General features: G+C 72.2%; 16 protein-coding genes. 10 read left to right on the top strand and 6 right to left on the bottom strand.

The genetic code is table 11. The annotated features are described in order from the left end of the window. The first annotated feature begins 42 nt into the window (after positions 1 to 42). Entirely contained in the window at positions 43 to 1,596 is a 1,554-nt protein-coding gene (locus tag ACFY0P_RS19615; protein WP_388915356.1) for a hypothetical protein, read from the top strand. A gap of 7 nt (positions 1,597 to 1,603) precedes the next feature. Here the strand turns inward: ACFY0P_RS19615 and ACFY0P_RS19610 are convergent, their stop codons facing one another. After that, complete coding sequence (locus ACFY0P_RS19610) at positions 1,604 to 2,038, bottom strand: MazG nucleotide pyrophosphohydrolase domain-containing protein (RefSeq protein ID WP_388914267.1); 435 nt, start codon at positions 2,036 to 2,038, stop codon at positions 1,604 to 1,606. A 94-nt stretch (positions 2,039 to 2,132) separates the two neighbouring features. Here ACFY0P_RS19610 and ACFY0P_RS19605 point away from each other — a divergent pair, with 94 nt between their 5' ends. After that, complete coding sequence (locus tag ACFY0P_RS19605; RefSeq protein WP_388914264.1) at positions 2,133 to 3,131, top strand: TAXI family TRAP transporter solute-binding subunit; 999 nt, start codon at positions 2,133 to 2,135, stop codon at positions 3,129 to 3,131. Between the two features lie 120 nt (positions 3,132 to 3,251). Here ACFY0P_RS19605 and ACFY0P_RS19600 read toward each other — a convergent pair whose 3' ends face one another. Together ACFY0P_RS19600 and ACFY0P_RS19595 are read right to left on the bottom strand one after the other, a co-directional pair. Then, positions 3,252 to 4,649 (bottom strand): ATP-binding protein, encoded by a 1,398-nt coding sequence (locus ACFY0P_RS19600; protein ID WP_388914261.1) that lies wholly within the window; start codon positions 4,647 to 4,649, stop codon positions 3,252 to 3,254. A gap of 9 nt (positions 4,650 to 4,658) precedes the next feature. Further along, positions 4,659 to 5,351 carry a response regulator transcription factor gene (locus tag ACFY0P_RS19595; protein ID WP_388914258.1) on the bottom strand — a complete coding sequence of 231 codons (693 nt, stop codon included), beginning with the start codon at positions 5,349 to 5,351 and terminating at the stop codon, positions 4,659 to 4,661. A 317-nt stretch (positions 5,352 to 5,668) separates the two neighbouring features. Here ACFY0P_RS19595 and ACFY0P_RS19590 point away from each other — a divergent pair, with 317 nt between their 5' ends. The 8 genes from ACFY0P_RS19590 (at position 5,669) to ACFY0P_RS19555 (ending at position 12,315) form a co-directional block, all read left to right on the top strand. Continuing rightward, positions 5,669 to 6,445, top strand: a complete 777-nt coding sequence (locus tag ACFY0P_RS19590; protein ID WP_388914255.1) for an amino acid ABC transporter ATP-binding protein — start codon at positions 5,669 to 5,671, stop codon at positions 6,443 to 6,445. A 119-nt stretch (positions 6,446 to 6,564) separates the two neighbouring features. Further along, positions 6,565 to 7,401 (top strand): glutamate ABC transporter substrate-binding protein, encoded by an 837-nt coding sequence (locus ACFY0P_RS19585; protein WP_388914252.1) that lies wholly within the window; start codon positions 6,565 to 6,567, stop codon positions 7,399 to 7,401. 166 nt (positions 7,402 to 7,567) lie between these two features. Then, a complete protein-coding gene (locus tag ACFY0P_RS19580) occupies positions 7,568 to 8,233 on the top strand; it encodes an amino acid ABC transporter permease (protein ID WP_388914249.1) in 666 nt (221 codons plus the stop codon). Continuing rightward, a complete protein-coding gene (locus tag ACFY0P_RS19575; protein ID WP_388914246.1) occupies positions 8,230 to 9,141 on the top strand; it encodes an amino acid ABC transporter permease in 912 nt (303 codons plus the stop codon). Before ACFY0P_RS19580 ends, ACFY0P_RS19575 begins: the two co-directional genes overlap by 4 nt. 340 nt (positions 9,142 to 9,481) lie before the next feature. Further along, complete coding sequence (locus ACFY0P_RS19570) at positions 9,482 to 11,113, top strand: FAD-dependent monooxygenase (protein ID WP_388915353.1); 1,632 nt, start codon at positions 9,482 to 9,484, stop codon at positions 11,111 to 11,113. A gap of 63 nt (positions 11,114 to 11,176) precedes the next feature. Then, the gene (locus tag ACFY0P_RS19565; RefSeq protein ID WP_350779852.1) at positions 11,177 to 11,263 is read left to right on the top strand and encodes a putative leader peptide; all 87 of its coding nucleotides are present in this window, start codon (positions 11,177 to 11,179) and stop codon (positions 11,261 to 11,263) included. A gap of 72 nt (positions 11,264 to 11,335) precedes the next feature. Further along, on the top strand, positions 11,336 to 11,884 hold the full coding sequence (locus ACFY0P_RS19560; protein WP_388914243.1) for a cysteine dioxygenase: 549 nt from the start codon (positions 11,336 to 11,338) through the stop codon (positions 11,882 to 11,884). Continuing rightward, positions 11,881 to 12,315: a rhodanese-like domain-containing protein gene (locus ACFY0P_RS19555; protein ID WP_388914240.1), complete on the top strand. Its 435-nt coding sequence runs from the start codon at positions 11,881 to 11,883 to the stop codon at positions 12,313 to 12,315. Before ACFY0P_RS19560 ends, ACFY0P_RS19555 begins: the two co-directional genes overlap by 4 nt. Here the strand turns inward: ACFY0P_RS19555 and ACFY0P_RS19550 are convergent. From ACFY0P_RS19550 to recX, 3 genes are all read right to left on the bottom strand, one after another. Then, the gene (locus tag ACFY0P_RS19550) at positions 12,312 to 12,449 is read right to left on the bottom strand and encodes a hypothetical protein (RefSeq protein WP_388914237.1); all 138 of its coding nucleotides are present in this window, start codon (positions 12,447 to 12,449) and stop codon (positions 12,312 to 12,314) included. The two genes, ACFY0P_RS19555 and ACFY0P_RS19550, sit on opposite strands and share 4 nt — an antisense overlap. A 409-nt stretch (positions 12,450 to 12,858) precedes the next feature. Beyond that, positions 12,859 to 15,387 (bottom strand): ABC transporter permease, encoded by a 2,529-nt coding sequence (locus ACFY0P_RS19545; protein ID WP_388914234.1) that lies wholly within the window; start codon positions 15,385 to 15,387, stop codon positions 12,859 to 12,861. 96 nt (positions 15,388 to 15,483) lie between these two features. After that, positions 15,484 to 16,326, bottom strand: a complete 843-nt coding sequence (recX, locus tag ACFY0P_RS19540; RefSeq protein WP_388914231.1) for a recombination regulator RecX — start codon at positions 16,324 to 16,326, stop codon at positions 15,484 to 15,486.

The following is a 16,326-nucleotide window of genomic DNA, read 5'->3' as shown; positions in this document are numbered from 1 at the left end:
GGACTGACCTTGCGCAGACGCACAAGGCTCGGGCATGCCCTCATGCCCGCCTTCGCCGTGACCACCCTCCTCCTCGCCGCCGGCTGCGCCTCGCCGCGGCACCAGGCCGCCGCCGACGGCCACGCCCGGGAGGTCGCCCGGGTCTCCGACGACTCCACCGCCGCCGCCCGCGCGGACGGCCGGACGCTCGCCGTGGCCGCCGCTCCGGCCGCTGCCGCGACCACGGCCGCGGGCTCGGCGAGTGCGGGCCGGCCGGCGCACCGCACCACGCTCACCGTCAGCTCGTACGACAGCAGGACCCGACGGGCCGTCATATCCGCGGCCACAAAGGGCAATTCGCCGGGCCGCTCGGCCGGCGGTTCCGTGGGCGGTTCCGCGGGCGGTTCCGCGGGCGGTTCCGCGGGCGGTTCCGCGGGCGGTTCCGCGGGCGGTTCCGCGGGCGGTTCCGCGGGCGGTTCCGCGGGCGGTTCGGCGGGCAAGGGGAACGCGGCTTCCCCGGCCGTCTCCTCCAGCCCCTCGGCGGCGCCGTCGGCATCGGCCTCCGCCCAGCAGGCCGCCGTCGGTGACGTCATCGCCAGCGCCCCCGCGCCCGGCGCCCCGGACGGACTGCTGGCCAAGGTGACCAAGGTTCTCGGCGAGACCGACGCGGGCACCGAGGTGCAGACCGAGCCCGCCACCCTCGACGCCCTGCTCGGCGACGACACCGCGAAGGGCACCGTGCCCGTCGACCCGGCCGCCTTCGACGTCGACAAGCTGCTGCCCGACGTCAAGGTCTCCTGGTCCAGGTCCGGTGACGTGCACGTCGGCCCCGAGGGTGCCACCGTGCCGCTCGGCAGCCTCCGCCTGGACGTCAGCACCGAGGTGCCGGCCGCCGAGGGTGCGCCGGCGTCCGCCGCGGCCTCGGTCTCCGGCTTCGTCCAGGTCGCCCCGCAGGTCGACTTCGCCTACGGCGGTGCGGGCACCGGCACCGCACCCGGCTCCGCCTACCTCGGCGTCTCCGGCGACTGGGACTCCGGCTGGACGGTCAAGGGGCGGGCCGGGGCCACGGCCACCCCGCTGCGCATCCCGTTCGCCAAACTGCACGCCGACCCGGTCCTCCAGGTCGGCGCGGTCCCCGTCGTCGTCAACCTCGACCTGACCTGCTACCTCCAGGTGAGCGGCGACGGGAAGATCACGGTTGACGTGGAGCAGAACCTGAAGGGCGGCTTCAAGGCGGGCGGCACCTTCGGCACGGCCCAGGGCTGGACGCCGGTCAGCAGCTCGACCATGACGAGCACGCCGGTGCGCACCTCGGTGACCGCCGCGGGAAGCGTCAGGACCACGCTGGGCGCCGAGGCCTCCGTCGGCCTCTACGGCAGCGTGGGCGTCACCGCCGACCTGGCGCCGTACCTGCGCGGCGAGGCCACCGGCACGGTCACCGCCACCTCCGCGACCCCGGGCGCGGACGTCCAGGGCTCCTGGAGCCTGTACGGCGGTGTCGACCTCTCCGGCACCCTGCGCCTCCAGTTGTCGGTCTTCGGCACACCGGTGCTGGAGCGGGGCATCCCGCTGGGCGCCCTGCACCGCGAGTGGAAGCTGGCGGGCGGCACCCTCTGATCCCGGGTCAGGCCGCGCCGCCCGGTATCCAGCCCTGGCGGCGCAGCACCGCCGAGACGTCCGGTGCCCGGTAGTGCTCGCCCTTGAGCACCTTGCCGTCGGCCCGGCGGGCCACCTGCCCGTCGGGCCCGAGCTTGCTCATGTTGGACCGGTGGATCTCGGCGAGCACCGCGTCGAGGTCGATCCCGTGCACCAGCGCGGTGCCGTACGCCACGTAGACCACGTCCGCCAGCTCGTGCGCGAGCCGGTCGAGGGGCCCGCCGACCGCGACCTCGGCGACCTCCGCGGCCTCCTCGGCGAGCAGTTCCCCCCGGTGCGCGGCCAGTTCGGGGGACACCTCGGTCGGCGTGGTGCGGGCGTCCAGGCCGAAGGCATGGTGGAACTCCCGGACGAGGCGGGCGGGCGAGGTACCGGTCGAGGCACCGGGGACGGAACTGGTCATGCGAACGACTGTAGCGGCCGCCACTGACAGTCCCGGTCCGCCGCCGTACCCCCGGCCCTGGTCAGGACGGTGACCGGCTGGCAGGATCGCGCGCATGTCCAAGCTGCTCCCCCGTATCGGCAGACGCCGCGCCCTCCAGTGCGCGACCGCCGGCGTCGTCGCGTTCGGCCTGCTGCTGTGGTGGCTGCTGCCGCTGGGCGAGAAGCCGCCGACCGGGACGATCGTCTTCAGCACCGGAACGCTGCGCGGCGTCTACCAGGAGTACGGCACACGGCTGCGCACCGAGCTGGGCAAGGACATGCCGGGGCTGAAGGTGAAGCTGGTGCAGAGCAACGGGTCGTACGAGAACGTGCGACGGGTGGCGACCGGCCAGGCCGACTTCACCATCGCGGCGGCCGACGCGGTGGAGACGTACGAACTGAACGACGCCAAGGGCGCCGGACAGCTGCGCGGGGTGGCGCGGCTCTACGACGACTACGTCCAGCTCGTCGTACCCGGCGACTCGGGCATCACCAGCGTCACGCAGCTGCGGCACAAGCGGGTGGCGATCGGGCTGCCCAACTCCGGGGTGCGGCTGATCGCCACCCGGGTGCTCAGGGCCGCCGGGGTGGACCCGGCGAAAGACATCACACCGGTGTCCGACGGCATAGACACCGGCCCGGACCAGTTGCGGCGCGGCAAGATCGACGCGTTCTTCTGGTCGGGCGGTCTGCCCACCAAGGGGCTGCTGGACCTGGCGAAGAAGTTCAGCTTCACGTTCGTCCCGATCGGCGGAAACCTCGTCACCAGGCTGCACACCGAGGGCGAGGCCTCGCTCTACTACCGGGCGACCAACATGCCGGAGTCGGCGTACCCGTCCGTGCAGCAGGGCACGGCGGTGCCCACGATCGCGGTGTCCAACGTCCTGATGACCCGCAAGGACGTCGACCCGCGCCTCACCGAATGGGTGACCCGTACGGTCATCAAGAGCCGCGACGACATCGGCAACCACGTCCACTCGGCCCAACTGGTCGACCTGCGCACGGCGATCTACACGGACCCGCTGCCCCTGCAGGAGGGGGCGAGACGGTACTACCGCTCGGTGAAGCCCTGAGCTCAGCTTGCGGCGCCCCGGCCCGAAGCGCCCCAAAGGGGCGGGGAACTGCGCGACCGGCCCCCACCGGCCGGCACCCGATCCACCACCGCACCCACCCATCCGTCTCCCACCCAGCCGTCACCGACTCCGCGGCACCGAAACCGTCACCCGCAACCCCCGCGGCTCATGGTGCTCGTACGACAGCGAACCCCCACCCGCCGCCAGCAACGCACGCGTGATCGACAATCCCAGCCCCGACCCCTTCACGTTCTGATGCCGGCCGCTCCGCCAGAACCGGTCCCCCACGCGCGCGAGCTCCTCGTCCGTCAGCCCCGGCCCCGAGTCGGTCACCACCACCGTGGACACGGCACCGTGGGCGGCCACGGTCACCTCCACCAACCCCCCCTCCGGCGTGAACTTCACCGCGTTGTCGATCACCGCGTCCAGCGCGCTGGACAGCGTGATCGGGTCGGCCCACCCGGTGGTCGGCGCGCAGTCCCCGGTCAGCCGGACCCCTTTCGCCGCGGCGGCCGGTGCCCACGCGGCGATCCGCTCCTCGGCCAGCCGCCCGAGGTCGGTCAGCATCAGGTCCGCCTCGGCGTGCTCGGCCAGCGCCAGGTCGAGCAGGTCGTCCAGGACCTGCGTGAGGCGCTTGCCCTCGGTGCGGACCGAGGCGATCTCCTCGTTGCCCTCGGGAAGTTCGAGGGCGAGCAGTTCGATGCGCAGCAGCAGCGCGGAGAGGGGGTTGCGCAGCTGGTGGGAGGCGTCGGCGACGAAGGCCCGCTGCTGCTCCAGCACGTCCTCGACGTTGTCCGCCATCTCGTTGAACGCCCGGGCCAGCCGCCTGAGTTCCGGCGGACCGCCGGCCGCCGCGACCCGGGACTTGAGCCGGCCGCTGGCGATCGCGTGCGTGGTGGCGTCGAGCACCCGTACCGGCCGCAGCACCCAGCCGGTCAGCCGAAGCGCCGCGCCGACGGCGAGCAGCATCGCCGCGCACTCGCCGACACCGATGACCAGCCAGGCGCGCACGGTGCGCGAACGCATCGGACCGGTGGGCGAGTCGGTGACCACCACGGCGACGACGTCACCGTCCCGGATCACCGGCGAGGCCACCACCAGCCGGCTGCGCTGCCAGGGCCACACCTGCGCGGGATCGTGGCTGCGGCGGCTGAGCAGGGCCTCGTCGAAGGCCTCCCGGACCTCACCGGTCGTCGGCAGCACCCAGTCGTCGGGCGCGTTGGCCATGGAGGAGGCGTTCCGGTAGAAGACGCCCGCGCGGATGCCGTAGACGCCGTAGTAGCTGGCGAGTTCGCGGCGCAGGGTCTCCAGGCGGTCGTCCGTGCGCATGGGGCGCGCGGAGGTGGGCGTGTCGGTCACGAACTGGGCCAGGGCCGCGAACCGCGCGGTGTCGTCGATACGGTCGACGACGACCTTCTGCTGCTGCGCGGAGGCCGTGCTGACGGCGAGCGGAACGCCGAGGGCGAGCAGCACGGCCGCCATCAGGACGATGAGCAGCGGAAGGAGACGCGTGCGCACCCGTCCCCGCTACGCGGCCGGGGCGACGAGCCGGTAGCCCACGCCGCGTACGGTCTCGATGAGCGCGGGCATGCGCAGCTTGGCGCGCAGGGAGGCGACATGCACCTCCAGGGTGCGGCCGGTCCCCTCCCAGCTGGTGCGCCAGACCTCGCTGATGATCTGCTCCCGGCGGAAGACCACACCGGGCCGCTGGGCGAGCAGCGCCAGCAGGTCGAACTCCTTGCGGGTGAGCTGGACGACCTTGCCGTCCACGCTGACCTGGCGGGTGGGCAGTTCGATGCGGACGGCGCCGAGCCGCAGCGCGCTGTCGCCGTCGGCGCCTGCGTGGCCGTCCTCGTGGTGGGTGCGCCGGCTGACGGCGTGGATCCGGGCGAGCAGCTCCCCGGTGTCGTACGGCTTCACCACGTAGTCGTCGGCGCCGAGGTTGAGGCCGTGGATGCGGGAGCGGACGTCCGAGCGGGCCGTCACCATGATGACCGGGGTACTGGTGCGCTTGCGGATCTTGCCGCAGACCTCGTAGCCGTCCTGGTCGGGCAGGCCGAGGTCGAGGAGGACGACGTCGAAGCCGTCGCTCTCGGGAACGAGGGCGCGCAGGGCCTCCTCGCCGCTGCGGGCGTGGGTGACGGAGAACCCGTGCCGGGCCAGGACCGCGGAGAGCGCGGCGGCGACGTGGTTGTCGTCCTCGACGAGCAGCAGTCTCATCCCGGCCCCCTCCGGTTCAGCGGTCGTACGGTCGTGGTTCGTCGCCGGCTTGTCTGCGGAAAACCCGCGCGTTGTTGAAAACGTGCACGCGCGCGTGCACGAGGAGCAGTCACGCTGATGGACGCCGACGGCGTCAAGTGGGTTCCGGTGGCGGGCGGGTTCCGTTACGCGGCCGATACCCGGGCAGCCGCCGGCGCTACGACGCGTGCCCGATTGCTATCGGATCGTGATGCTCAGATCTCCCTCAGATGTAATGACGCTGGTCATCCGCTCTCACTACATTCCTGCGAAACCGATGAGGACGGAGCCCGAAAGCGATGACCGAAGTATCGGTGGCCAAGGAAGACGCGGCCGCGACCGGCGAACTGGTCGTCCTGAAGAGCGTCAACAAGCACTTCGGCGCGTTGCACGTGCTCCAGGACATCGACCTGACGATCGCCCGCGGTGAGGTCGTCGTGGTGATCGGGCCCTCCGGGTCCGGGAAGTCCACTCTGTGCCGCACCGTCAACCGCCTCGAGACCGTCGACTCCGGAACGATCACCATCGACGGCAGGCCGCTTCCCCAGGAGGGCAAGGAGCTGGCCCGGCTGCGCGCCGACGTCGGCATGGTCTTCCAGTCCTTCAATCTCTTCGCGCACAAGACGGTGCTGGAGAACGTGATGCTCGGGCAGCTCAAGGTCCGCAAGACGGACCGGAAGCAGGCCGAGGAGAAGGCCCGCACCCTGCTCGACCGGGTCGGCGTGGGCACCCAGGCCGACAAGTACCCCGCACAGCTCTCCGGCGGCCAGCAGCAGCGCGTCGCCATCGCGCGGGCGCTGGCGATGGACCCGAAGGTCATGCTCTTCGACGAGCCGACCTCGGCGCTCGACCCCGAGATGATCAACGAGGTCCTGGAGGTCATGCAGCAGCTGGCCAGGGACGGCATGACGATGATCGTCGTCACCCACGAGATGGGCTTCGCGCGCTCGGCCGCGAACCGGGTGGTCTTCATGGCCGACGGCCGGATCGTCGAACAGGCCACCCCGGACCAGTTCTTCAGCAACCCGAGCAGCGACCGGGCCAAGGACTTCCTGTCGAAGATCCTGCACCACTGAGGCGCGGCAGGCCCCGCTTCCTTTTCGCAGACGTCTCCCCAGACGTCTCCCCGGCGTGTTCAAAACCGTCTTCGAAGTCGTCTTCAAAGCCGTCTTCACCACAACGAGGGATGTTCATCATGCAGCTCCGCAAGGTCACCGCAGCCTCTGCCGCCGTGCTCGCGCTCGCCCTGTCCGCCACGGCGTGCGGCAGCGGCGACAAGGACGACAACGGTTCCTCGGGCGGCGGCAAGATCAAGGTCGGCATCAAGTACGACCAGCCCGGCCTCGGCCTCCAGGAGCCCGACGGTTCCTTCTCGGGCTTCGACGTGGACGTGGCCACCTATGTCGCCGGCCAGCTCGGTTACAAGCCGAACCAGATCGAGTTCGTGCAGACCAAGAGCGCCGACCGGGAGAACGCCCTCGCGCGCGGCGACGTGAAGTTCATCGCCGCCACCTACTCGATCACCGACGAGCGCAAGGCGAAGGTCGACTTCGCCGGCCCGTACCTGCTGGCCCACCAGGACCTGCTGGTGAAGCAGGACTCGACCATCGCCAAGGGCGCGGACCTCAACGGCAAGAAGCTGTGTTCCGTGACGGGTTCGACCTCGGCGCAGAACATCCAGAAGACGATCGCCCCGAAGGCCAACCTCAAGGAGGTCGGCACCTACTCGGAGTGCATCGCCGGCCTGCAGAGCGGCTCCGTCGACGCGGTGACCACGGACGACTCGATCCTCGCGGGCTTCGCGGCGCAGGACAAGTACAAGGGCCAGTTCAAGCTCGCCGGCCTGAAGCTGAGCAACGAGAACTACGGCATCGGCGTCAAGAAGGGCGACTCCGCGACCGTCGACAAGATCAACAAGGCGCTGGAGAAGATGGTCAGCGACGGGTCCTGGGACAAGGCCGTCACCAAGAACTTCGGCCCGGCCGACTACAAGAACGAGCCCGCCCCGAAGATCGGCGTGATCGTCAAGTAAGGCCTCGCGCAAGGCGGAACCGCACCCCGCGCGGGTCGCGGGGATCCGCCGACGCAGGGATCCGGCAGGCCATCGCACGGTTCCTCGCGCGCGCCGCCGCCACCGCTTCCCGGCGGCGGCGCGCCATGCCCCCACGTACGCCACACACCCGGAAGCGCGGGAGATCGTGTTCGACTTTCTTCAAGGCTACGACGTCCTAGGGGCGTTCTGGACGACGGTGAAACTGACCGTCTTCTCCGCCGTCGGCTCCCTGGCCTGGGGCACCCTGCTGGCCGCGATGCGGGTCAGCCCGGTCCCGCTGATGCGCGGGTTCGGCACCGCCTACGTCAACATCGTCCGGAACATCCCCCTGACGGTCATCATCATCTTCACCTCGCTCGGCCTCGCCGACATCTTCGGCGTGACGCTGGGCGCCACCGACTTCAAGGTCCAGGGCTTCCGCCTCGCGGTGCTCGGCCTGACCGCCTACACCGCGGCCTTCGTCTGCGAGGCGATCCGCTCCGGCATCAACACCGTGCCGGTCGGACAGGCCGAGGCGGCCCGCGCGATCGGGCTGAACTTCTCGCAGACCCTGCGGCTGATCGTGCTGCCGCAGGCCTTCCGCGCGGTGATCGGCCCGCTGGCCAACGTCCTGATCGCGCTGACCAAGAACACCACCGTGGCGGCCGCGATCAGCGTCGCCGAGGCCGCGGCCCTGATGAAGACGATGATCGAGAACGAGGCCCAGACGCTGGCCGTCGGCGCGGTCTTCGCCTTCGGCTTCGTGGTCCTGACCCTCCCGACCGGCCTGTTCCTCGGCTGGCTGGCCAAGCGCCTGGCGGTGAAGCGATGAGCTCCGTCCTGTACGACGCCCCCGGGCCCCGCGCCAAGCGGCGCAACGTGGTCCTCTCCGTCGTCTTCCTCCTGCTCCTCGCCCTCGCGGTCTGGTGGGTCTGGCAGAAGATGGACGACAAGGGCCAGCTGAAGTGGGACCTGTGGCAGCCGTTCACCACCTCCGACGCGTGGACCACGTACCTGCTGCCGGGCCTCGGCAACACCCTCAAGGCGGCCGCGCTCGCCATGGTGATCGCCCTTCCGCTGGGCGCGGTCTTCGGCATGGCCCGGATGTCCGACCATGCCTGGGTGCGGATCCCGGCGGGCTGGATCGTGGAGTTCTTCCGATCGATCCCGGTGCTGCTGCTGATGCTGTTCGCCCAGGAGTTCTACGTCCGCTCCACCGACGTCGGCAGCGACGAACGGCCGCTGTACGCGGTCGTCACCGGCCTGGTGCTCTACAACGCCTCGGTGCTCGCCGAGGTCGTACGGGCCGGCGTCCTCGCGCTCCCCAAGGGGCAGACGGAGGCGGCGTACGCCATCGGGCTGCGCAAGGGGCAGACGATGGCGAGCATCCTGCTGCCGCAGGCGGTCACCGTGATGCTGCCGGCCATCGTCAGCCAGCTCGTGGTGGTCGTGAAGGACACCGCGCTGGGTGGTGTGATGCTGCAGTTCACGGAACTGCTCACGGCCCGCGGCACGCTGGCCGCCAACTACGCCAACGTGATCCCCAGCTTCGTCGTCGTCGCGGTCATCTTCATCGTGCTGAACCTCGCGCTCACCACGTTCGCCTCCTGGCTGGAGAAGCGGCTGCGGCGCAGCAAGCGGGGCACCGGCGCGGTGCTGGGCGCCGAGGACGTCGACGACCTGAACGCGGTGGAGATCAGCGGCACCTTCGCGACCGGGGCGGGCGGAGCCAACGCCTGACTCCCGGTCAACCCGAACGACACACACGGAGGCAGCGGCCGTACGGGCGCTGCCTCCGCCGTTTTCCGGTGCGCCACGGCATCCGCGCGCCCGCCATGCTGACGTGTCCCCGGGTGCGCCGCTTGACCGGGTGGCGCCCAGTCTGTTGCATACGTTCTGTGATCGTGCACCCTGCTCCAACCACTTGTTCATCCAGGACCTGGCTTCCGGGTCTGCTCGCAGGGAAGCAACGGTGCCGGACAGCGCCGGTGAGACGTGCCGAGCCCCGCGTCTGCGAGATGATCCGGAAGGCAGGCCCCGGGTCCGTCGGGACGTGCGTACGGGCAGGGGGCGCCGCGCCGTGGACCCGGTGATCATCGTCGGCGCGGGACCCGTAGGGCTCACGCTCGCCCTCGCGCTGGCCCGCCAGGAGGTGCCGTCCGTCGTCCTGGACGAGGGCCCGGGCAAGGACGAGCCGCGCCCGGCACGCACGGTGGTGCTCCGCGAGGACACCGCCGCCCTGGTGACGCGCCTGTCCGGCACCCCGCTGGAGGACCTGGGCGCCCGCTGGACCGGCTGGCGGTCGATGCGGCGCCGGCAGGTGCTGCGCGAGGTCGTCTTCGACGACGCCGGCGAGCCGTCCCCGCTGCACCTCGCGCAGCACGTGCTGACCAACGCCCTGCGCGCCGCGATCGCCGACGAACCGCTGGTCAAGGTCGCCACCGACAGCCGTCTGGACGCCGTCGAGCAGGAGCGCTCCGGAGTCACCGCGCATACCCGGGGCCCCAAGGGCACCTGGTGGCGCGGCAGTTACCTGGTGGGCTGCGACGGTCCCCGCTCGACCGTGCGCAAGCTCCTGGACATCCGCTTCCCGGGCCGTACGGCGGTGGAGCGGCACGCGGTCGCCGCGCTGCGCACGGAACTTCCGTGGCCCGGTCAGGCGTTGCTCCATCGGACACCGCCGTGGCGGACGTCCGGGCCCTCGGCCGGGGAGGTGACCGCCCGCCCCCTCCCGGACGACGTGTGGCGCCTGGACTGGCTGTTGCCGCCCGGCAAGGACCTGGTCACGCCCGAGCTGCTCGTGACCCGGATCCGCGAGACCCTCGCGGGCTGGACGGGCGGCACCACACCGCCGTACGACCTGCTCGACACCGGCGTCCACACCGTGCACCACCGCCTCGCCCGCCGGTGGCGGGTGGGCCGGGTGTTCGTCGCCGGGGACGCCGCGCACCTGCTCGGCGTGCTCGGGACGCACGGCCTCGACGAGGGGCTGCGGGACGTGGACAACCTCGCCTGGAAGCTGGCCCCGGCCTGGCACCACGGCCCGCACGAGGCGCTGCTCGACAGCTACCAGACCGAGCGGCGCGCGGTGATCGCGGCCCGGCTGCGCGCGGCCGACCAGGTGCTGCCGGTGCTGCGCGGCGGTGGCGGGCTGCGCGGGTTCGTCCCCGGCGCGTCCCGGGGGCACGACGCGCTCCTCACGGAAGGTCATTTGGGGCACGGCCCGCTCGGTGCGCCGGGGGCGTACGCCGACTCGCCCCTCGCCCCCCGGCACCTGGAGCACGAGATCCCGGTCGACACCCCGCCGGGGACACCGGTCACCGACGTCCGGGTCACCGCGGAGGACGGCACCTTCGTGCAGCTGCGCTCCCGGCTCGGCCGCGGCGCGCTGCTCGTCGTCCTGATCGCGCCCGGTACCGGCGTATGGGACCGCAAGCACTGGGTCTCTGCCGGGATCATGCCCCGGCTCGCGGCGGCCGTGACCGCGCTGCCGCACCCCGCCGAGCTGCTGGTCGCCGAGGCCTACCCGGGCGCCCCGGCGCACTCCGTGCTGCTCGTGCGCCCCGACGGCCATCTGGTCACCGCCCTCAACGGGGTCCGCCCCGCCGACCTGTACGCGGCGGCCGAGGCGACGCTGGGCGGCAAGGACCAGGAGAAGAGCGAGCGGGCCGAGCAGAAGGCCGGGGCGGAGGCCGGTTCCCCCGCGCGGTGACCGGGCGGTCCACATGCTGACGGTGAGTTGACCGGTCCGCACCGGCATGGTGTACTCCGCATCGTGAACGACACCACTGTGCGCCTGTGGCGGAAGGTCCATGTGGACCTGGTCCGCTATGCGGGCTGCGTGTGTCTTCCGTCCTGCTGACTTCGCATTCCTCTTCTCTCTCCGGGCGCCGTCTGCGCCTGCTTCTGCGAACCCTCATCAGGATCGGTGCACGTGTCTGCCTCTCTCTCGTCGTCCTCCGTTTCCCCGTCCGCCGCCGCGCCGGCCGCCGCGCCCACCCAGGCGGACCTCCTCGACTTCGTCCGGCGTACGGCCGCCGACGCCGAGCTGATCGCCTCGCTCCCGCTCGACCCCGAGGGCCGCACCTGGGTACGGCTCGACGGCCCCGCAGGCAGCGAGGCCTGGCTGATCGGCTGGCCGCCCGGCTCCGGCACCGGCTGGCACGACCACGCCGAGTCGGTCGGCGCCTTCCTCACCGCCACGGGTGAGCTGAAGGAGTACTCGCTGGCCACCCGGCTGCCCACCGACGGCTGGAAGACCCTGGAACTCTCCGAGGGCGTCGACCGCGAGCGCCGGCTGCCGGCCGGGAAGGGCCGCTCCTTCGGCCGGGATCACGTCCACGAGGTGCTCAACGAGTCCACCGAGCACCACGCGGTCTCCGTCCACGCCTACTACCCGCCGCTGCCGCGGATCCGCCGCTACAGCCGCGCCGGACAGGTGCTGCGCCTGGAGCAGGTCGAGCGCCCGGAGGACTGGCAGTGAGCGGCACCGAACCGGTGGAGGAACGTCCGGTGGGCATCGACGAGCTGCTGGAACGGGTGCGCGCGGGCTACCGGCGCATCGGGGCGCAGGACGCGTACGACGCGGCGCGCACCGGCGAGGCCCTGCTCGTCGACATCCGGTACGCGGCGCTGCGCGAGCGGGACGGGGTGATACCGGGTGCGCTCGTCATAGAGCGCAACGAACTGGAGTGGCGTCTGGACCCCCAGGGCAGCCACAAGACCCCGGAGGCCACCGGCCACGACCTCCAGGTCGTCGTGATCTGCAACGAGGGCTACGCCTCCAGCCTGGCCGCCGCCTCCCTGCACCAGTTGGGCCTGCACCGGGCAACGGACCTGATCGGCGGCTTCCAGGCATGGAGGACGGCGGGCCTGCCGGTCGCCCCTTCGGCCCGAGCCGCCGGACCGGCCTAGTCGTCCGTGGGGCAGTACACCGGGGCGAGGTCCGCGTCGTCCTCGGTGACCAACCGGATCCTCGCCTTGGCGATCTTGTCCACCTTCTCGTCGCGCAGCAGAGCGATCGTGTTCTCCACCGCCACCTGGCCCATGTCGGCGTCCGAGTGGGAGACCGTGCGGCGAACCGTCCGCCCTTGAGGGCCGCCCGCCCCTCGTCCGTGCCGTTGACCGTGACGATCTTCACTCCCGTGGCCCCGGCCTCGTCGAACGCCGTGCGCACGCCGAAGGCCATCTCCTCGTTGGCGACGAACGCGTAGTCCAGGCCGGGATGGGCCTTGATCATGCTCACGGCGACGGTCTTCGCCTTGGCCGCGTCGAACATGCCCGGCTGGTCGGCGACCACCTTCGCGCTGGCCGGCAGCGCCTTGCCGACAAACGGAGATCCCGGCGGGTGGCGGGACCGGCCGAAGCTACCGCCACCCCGAACAGAACGAACCCGCCCGGGCACGCATGCCAAGAGTGCGCGCGCCGCAGCCTCTGGTCCTTCGCCGTCGCCACCGTCTAGTCCTTCGCCGTCGCCACCGCCACCGCCGGCACCCGCAGCGCCACCCGCCCTGGAAGGGCCGCCGCCACCAGCGCGAGCAGTGCGGCGGTCGCGACGACCGTCACGTACAGCAACGGCGTGACCGTCGGCGCGGCGCGGCCCGTCATGCCGACGCTGAAGGCGGTCAGTACGGCGAGCGCGATGCCGCTGCCGAGCGCAGTGGCGAGCGTCAGCACGGACAGCACCTCGGTGCGCAGCATCCGCAGCACCTGACGGCGGGTGGCTCCGGCCAGCCTGAGCAGCGCGAACTCTCGCACGCGGTCCGTGATCGACATGGCGAGCGTGTTGACGACGGCGATGGCCGTGAAGGCAAGCACCAGCCCCATGGCCAGGAAGTTGACCTCCGCGTTGTCCTGCCGGCGGTCGGCCTGAAGCGAGCCGGCGGCGGTCGGCGAAAGAATTTCGAGCCCGGGGAACTCACGTAGCGTAGTCGCGAGTTGTGCTTGTGTACGGGCGGTGCTGACGAGGACGGAGGAGGCGAGCGGGTTGTCCACATGGTGCGAGACGAGGTCGTGGGCGAAGGTGAGGTCGCCGAAGCCGAGACCCCGGGCGTAGACGGCGGCGACGGTGAGCGTGGCGGGCGTGCCGTCGCCGAGAGTGAGTTTCAGGGTGCTTCCGGGCTCCAGGTGGTGCTGATCGGCAGCCAGTTCGCTGACGGCGACGGTGCGGTCGGTGAGCCGGCCGAGGGAGCCGGCGGTGACCTCGGGGTCCCAGGTGCGGGCGAGGCCCTCGGGGGTGACGCCCTGGGCCGGGTACTTGTCGAGTCCGATGCGGACGGTTGTGCGGACCACTTCGGTGACGGTGTCGTGGTCCGCTCGCAACTGCCGTGCCGCGGCGGCCGGTACGCCGGGTCCCCGCGCGGCGATGACCCAGTCGGCGGTGACCCCGGCGCGGGCCTGGGCGCGGGCGGCGTCGTCGAGGGTGGCCTGGACGAACAGCACGGTGCAGGTCATGCCGATGAGCAGGGTGAGGGGGGTGACGACGGAGGCCGTCCGGGCGGCGTTGCCGCGCAGGTTGGCGGTGGCGAGCCGGCCACCGTGACCGGTGAGCCGCAGCGGGCCGGCGAGCAGCAGCGCGGCCGCCCTGACCAGCAGCGGACCGAGCAGGGCGACAGAGGTGGCGAGGACCACGACGGCGAGGAAGGTGACGGGAGTCGAGGCGGGTTCGGTACGCAGGGAGGTGAGCAGCACGACGAGGACGGCTCCACCGGCGAGCAGCAGCAGACCGGCGGCGATCCTGCCCCAGGCGGGCCGGGCGGGCTCGACGCGGGCCTCGGCCAGTGCCTCGGTCGGCCGGATGCGGGTGATGCGCCGCGAGGCGATACGGGCGGCCGTCCAGGCGCCGGCCAGGGTCGCGGCGAGCGCGGCGAAGGGCGGGACGACACCGGTGGTGTGCTGAAGCGTGGCGGGTACGGCGCCGAGCGCGACGAACCTGGCGTGCAGCCAGGCGCCCAGCGGCAGACCGAGGAGTGCGCCGAGCGTGCCGGCGACCGCACCGATGATCAGGGCCTCGCGGCCGAGCAGCCGGCGGATCTGGCCCGGCGTGGCGGCGATGGCGCGCAGCAGGGCGAGTTCGCGGTGACGCTGCTGCACGGTGAGCGCGAAGGTGCCGACGACCACCAGGACCGCCACGAGCAGCGAGGTCCCGCCCATGGCGCCGCCCATGCTGACCAGCCGGACCCGGGCGGCGGCCGCGTCCAGGAACTCGACGGTGCCACGGGCGTCCCCGGTGGAGACCTGGGCGGTGGTGCCGCGCAGTGTCCGCGTCACGGCCTGCTTCAGCCGCTCCGGGTCGGTGCCGTGCGCGGGCAGCACGCCGAACGCGGTGACCTGCCCGGGGTGCGCGGCCAGCCTGCGGGCCTCGGCGGTGGAGAAGAAGAGGGCCGTCTGGTGGCGTACGTCCGTGGCAGGGGCGGCGATTCCGGTGATCCGGTAAGCGCGCGGGGCCCGGGTCGACTGCACGGTGAGGGTGTCACCGGGCCGCAGACGGGCGCGTGCGGCGAGGTCGCGGTCGACGACCAGGTCGGTGGCGGCCCGGGGCGCGGTGCCGGTGACCAGCCGGTACGGGGTGAGCACGGCGGACTCCCACGCGTGCCCGTAGGCGCTGGGGCCGCCGGTGCCGGCCGGGGTCAGCGGCTGGGCGAGGAAGGTCAGTTCGGGGACGACCCGGGCGACACCGGGCGTACGGGCGAGCCCGGCCTCCAGCCCGGCCGGCAGCCAGGCCCGTTCGGCGATGGGTTTCGCCTTGTGTTTGACCTTGGTCTTGCCGTGCTTGTGCTTGACGGTGGTTTGGCGGACGTACTGGTCGGCGGAGACCACGACAGGGGTCGCCGCGTACCGCTCGGTGCGGATCGTGCCGCGCAGGCCGGTGTCGAGGAGGGTGCCGCAGGCGGAGATCAGGGCGGCCGCACAGAGCAGGGCGAGGAAGGCGCCCAGGAAACCGGCCTTGCGGGCGCGGACGGTCTTGAGGGCGTAGCGCAGCATCATGGCGTACACCGTCGTCCACGCGGGGGTCCCCGGGCACTACGGTGGTCCGGCGTCCTGGCCGGGGGTTAACCCCACCCCTCCGACGCTGCCGGCCCGTCAGAAGTCCCCGCCCTCCAGGAACTCCGTGTCCTCGCCCTCCTCCTCCAGCGCCCGCCGGACGACCCGGAGGGCCATTCCCTCGGAGTAGCCCTTGCGGGCGAGCATGCCGGCGAGGCGGCGGATCCGCTTGTCGCGGTCGAGGCCCCGGGTGGAGCGGAGCTTGCGGGCGACCAGTTCGCGGGCCGTCTCCTCCTCCTGCTCGGAGTCGAGTTGGGCGACGGCCTCGTCGATGAGCGCCGAGTCGACGCCCTTGGTGCGCAGTTCCTGGGCGAGTGCGCGCCGGGCCAGTCCCCGGCCGTGGTGCCGGGACTCCACCCAGGCGTCCGCGAACGCGCTGTCGTTGATCAGCCCGACCTCCTCGAACCGCGACAGCACCTCCTCGACGACGTCGTCCGGGATCTCCCGTTTGCGCAGGGCGTCGGCGAGCTGTTTCCGGGTGCGCGGGGTCCCGGTGAGCAGGCGCAGACAGATCGCCCGCGCCCGCTCAGCCGGGTCCGCTGGAGGTTCCCCCTGCTCGGCCCTCGACAAGGAGGAGGAACCCCCGTCCTCACCGGACGGCTCCCCGAAGCCACGCCGACGGCGGGTCCCGGGCTTCCGCGAGCCACGGCCGGGTGACCCGTGCCCGCGGGGCCCGCCCGGGCCGTCGTGCGTGCCGTCGCCGTACAAGCCGTCGCCGTACGCGCCGTCACCCCCGTACGCGCCGCCCCCGTAGCTGCTTCCGCCCGTGCCGTAGGCCTCGTCACCGCGCCCGGCGGAGCCCGGGTCGCCCCCGGTGCCCCTCCCCCGTGGGGCACCGGGGGACGCGTACTCGTGATCGGCCCAGTCGGTTCGTCGTGTCAC

This window comes from Streptomyces sp. NPDC001714 (assembly GCF_042892755.1).
Classification (GTDB): Bacteria; Actinomycetota; Actinomycetes; order Streptomycetales; family Streptomycetaceae; genus Streptomyces.
This window is presented reverse-complemented; position numbering and strand designations above follow the sequence as displayed.

Coding starts and splice junctions, on each gene's coding strand:
- ACFY0P_RS19615 (WP_388915356.1), top strand. CDS start 43: ATGCCCGCCTTCGCCGTGACCACCCTCCTCCTCGCCGCCGGCTGCGCC.
- ACFY0P_RS19610 (WP_388914267.1), bottom strand. CDS start 2,038: ATGACCAGTTCCGTCCCCGGTGCCTCGACCGGTACCTCGCCCGCCCGC.
- ACFY0P_RS19605 (WP_388914264.1), top strand. CDS start 2,133: ATGTCCAAGCTGCTCCCCCGTATCGGCAGACGCCGCGCCCTCCAGTGC.
- ACFY0P_RS19595 (WP_388914258.1), bottom strand. CDS start 5,351: ATGAGACTGCTGCTCGTCGAGGACGACAACCACGTCGCCGCCGCGCTC.
- ACFY0P_RS19590 (WP_388914255.1), top strand. CDS start 5,669: ATGACCGAAGTATCGGTGGCCAAGGAAGACGCGGCCGCGACCGGCGAA.
- ACFY0P_RS19585 (WP_388914252.1), top strand. CDS start 6,565: ATGCAGCTCCGCAAGGTCACCGCAGCCTCTGCCGCCGTGCTCGCGCTC.
- ACFY0P_RS19575 (WP_388914246.1), top strand. CDS start 8,230: ATGAGCTCCGTCCTGTACGACGCCCCCGGGCCCCGCGCCAAGCGGCGC.
- ACFY0P_RS19550 (WP_388914237.1), bottom strand. CDS start 12,449: ATGGGCCAGGTGGCGGTGGAGAACACGATCGCTCTGCTGCGCGACGAG.
- ACFY0P_RS19545 (WP_388914234.1), bottom strand. CDS start 15,387: ATGATGCTGCGCTACGCCCTCAAGACCGTCCGCGCCCGCAAGGCCGGT.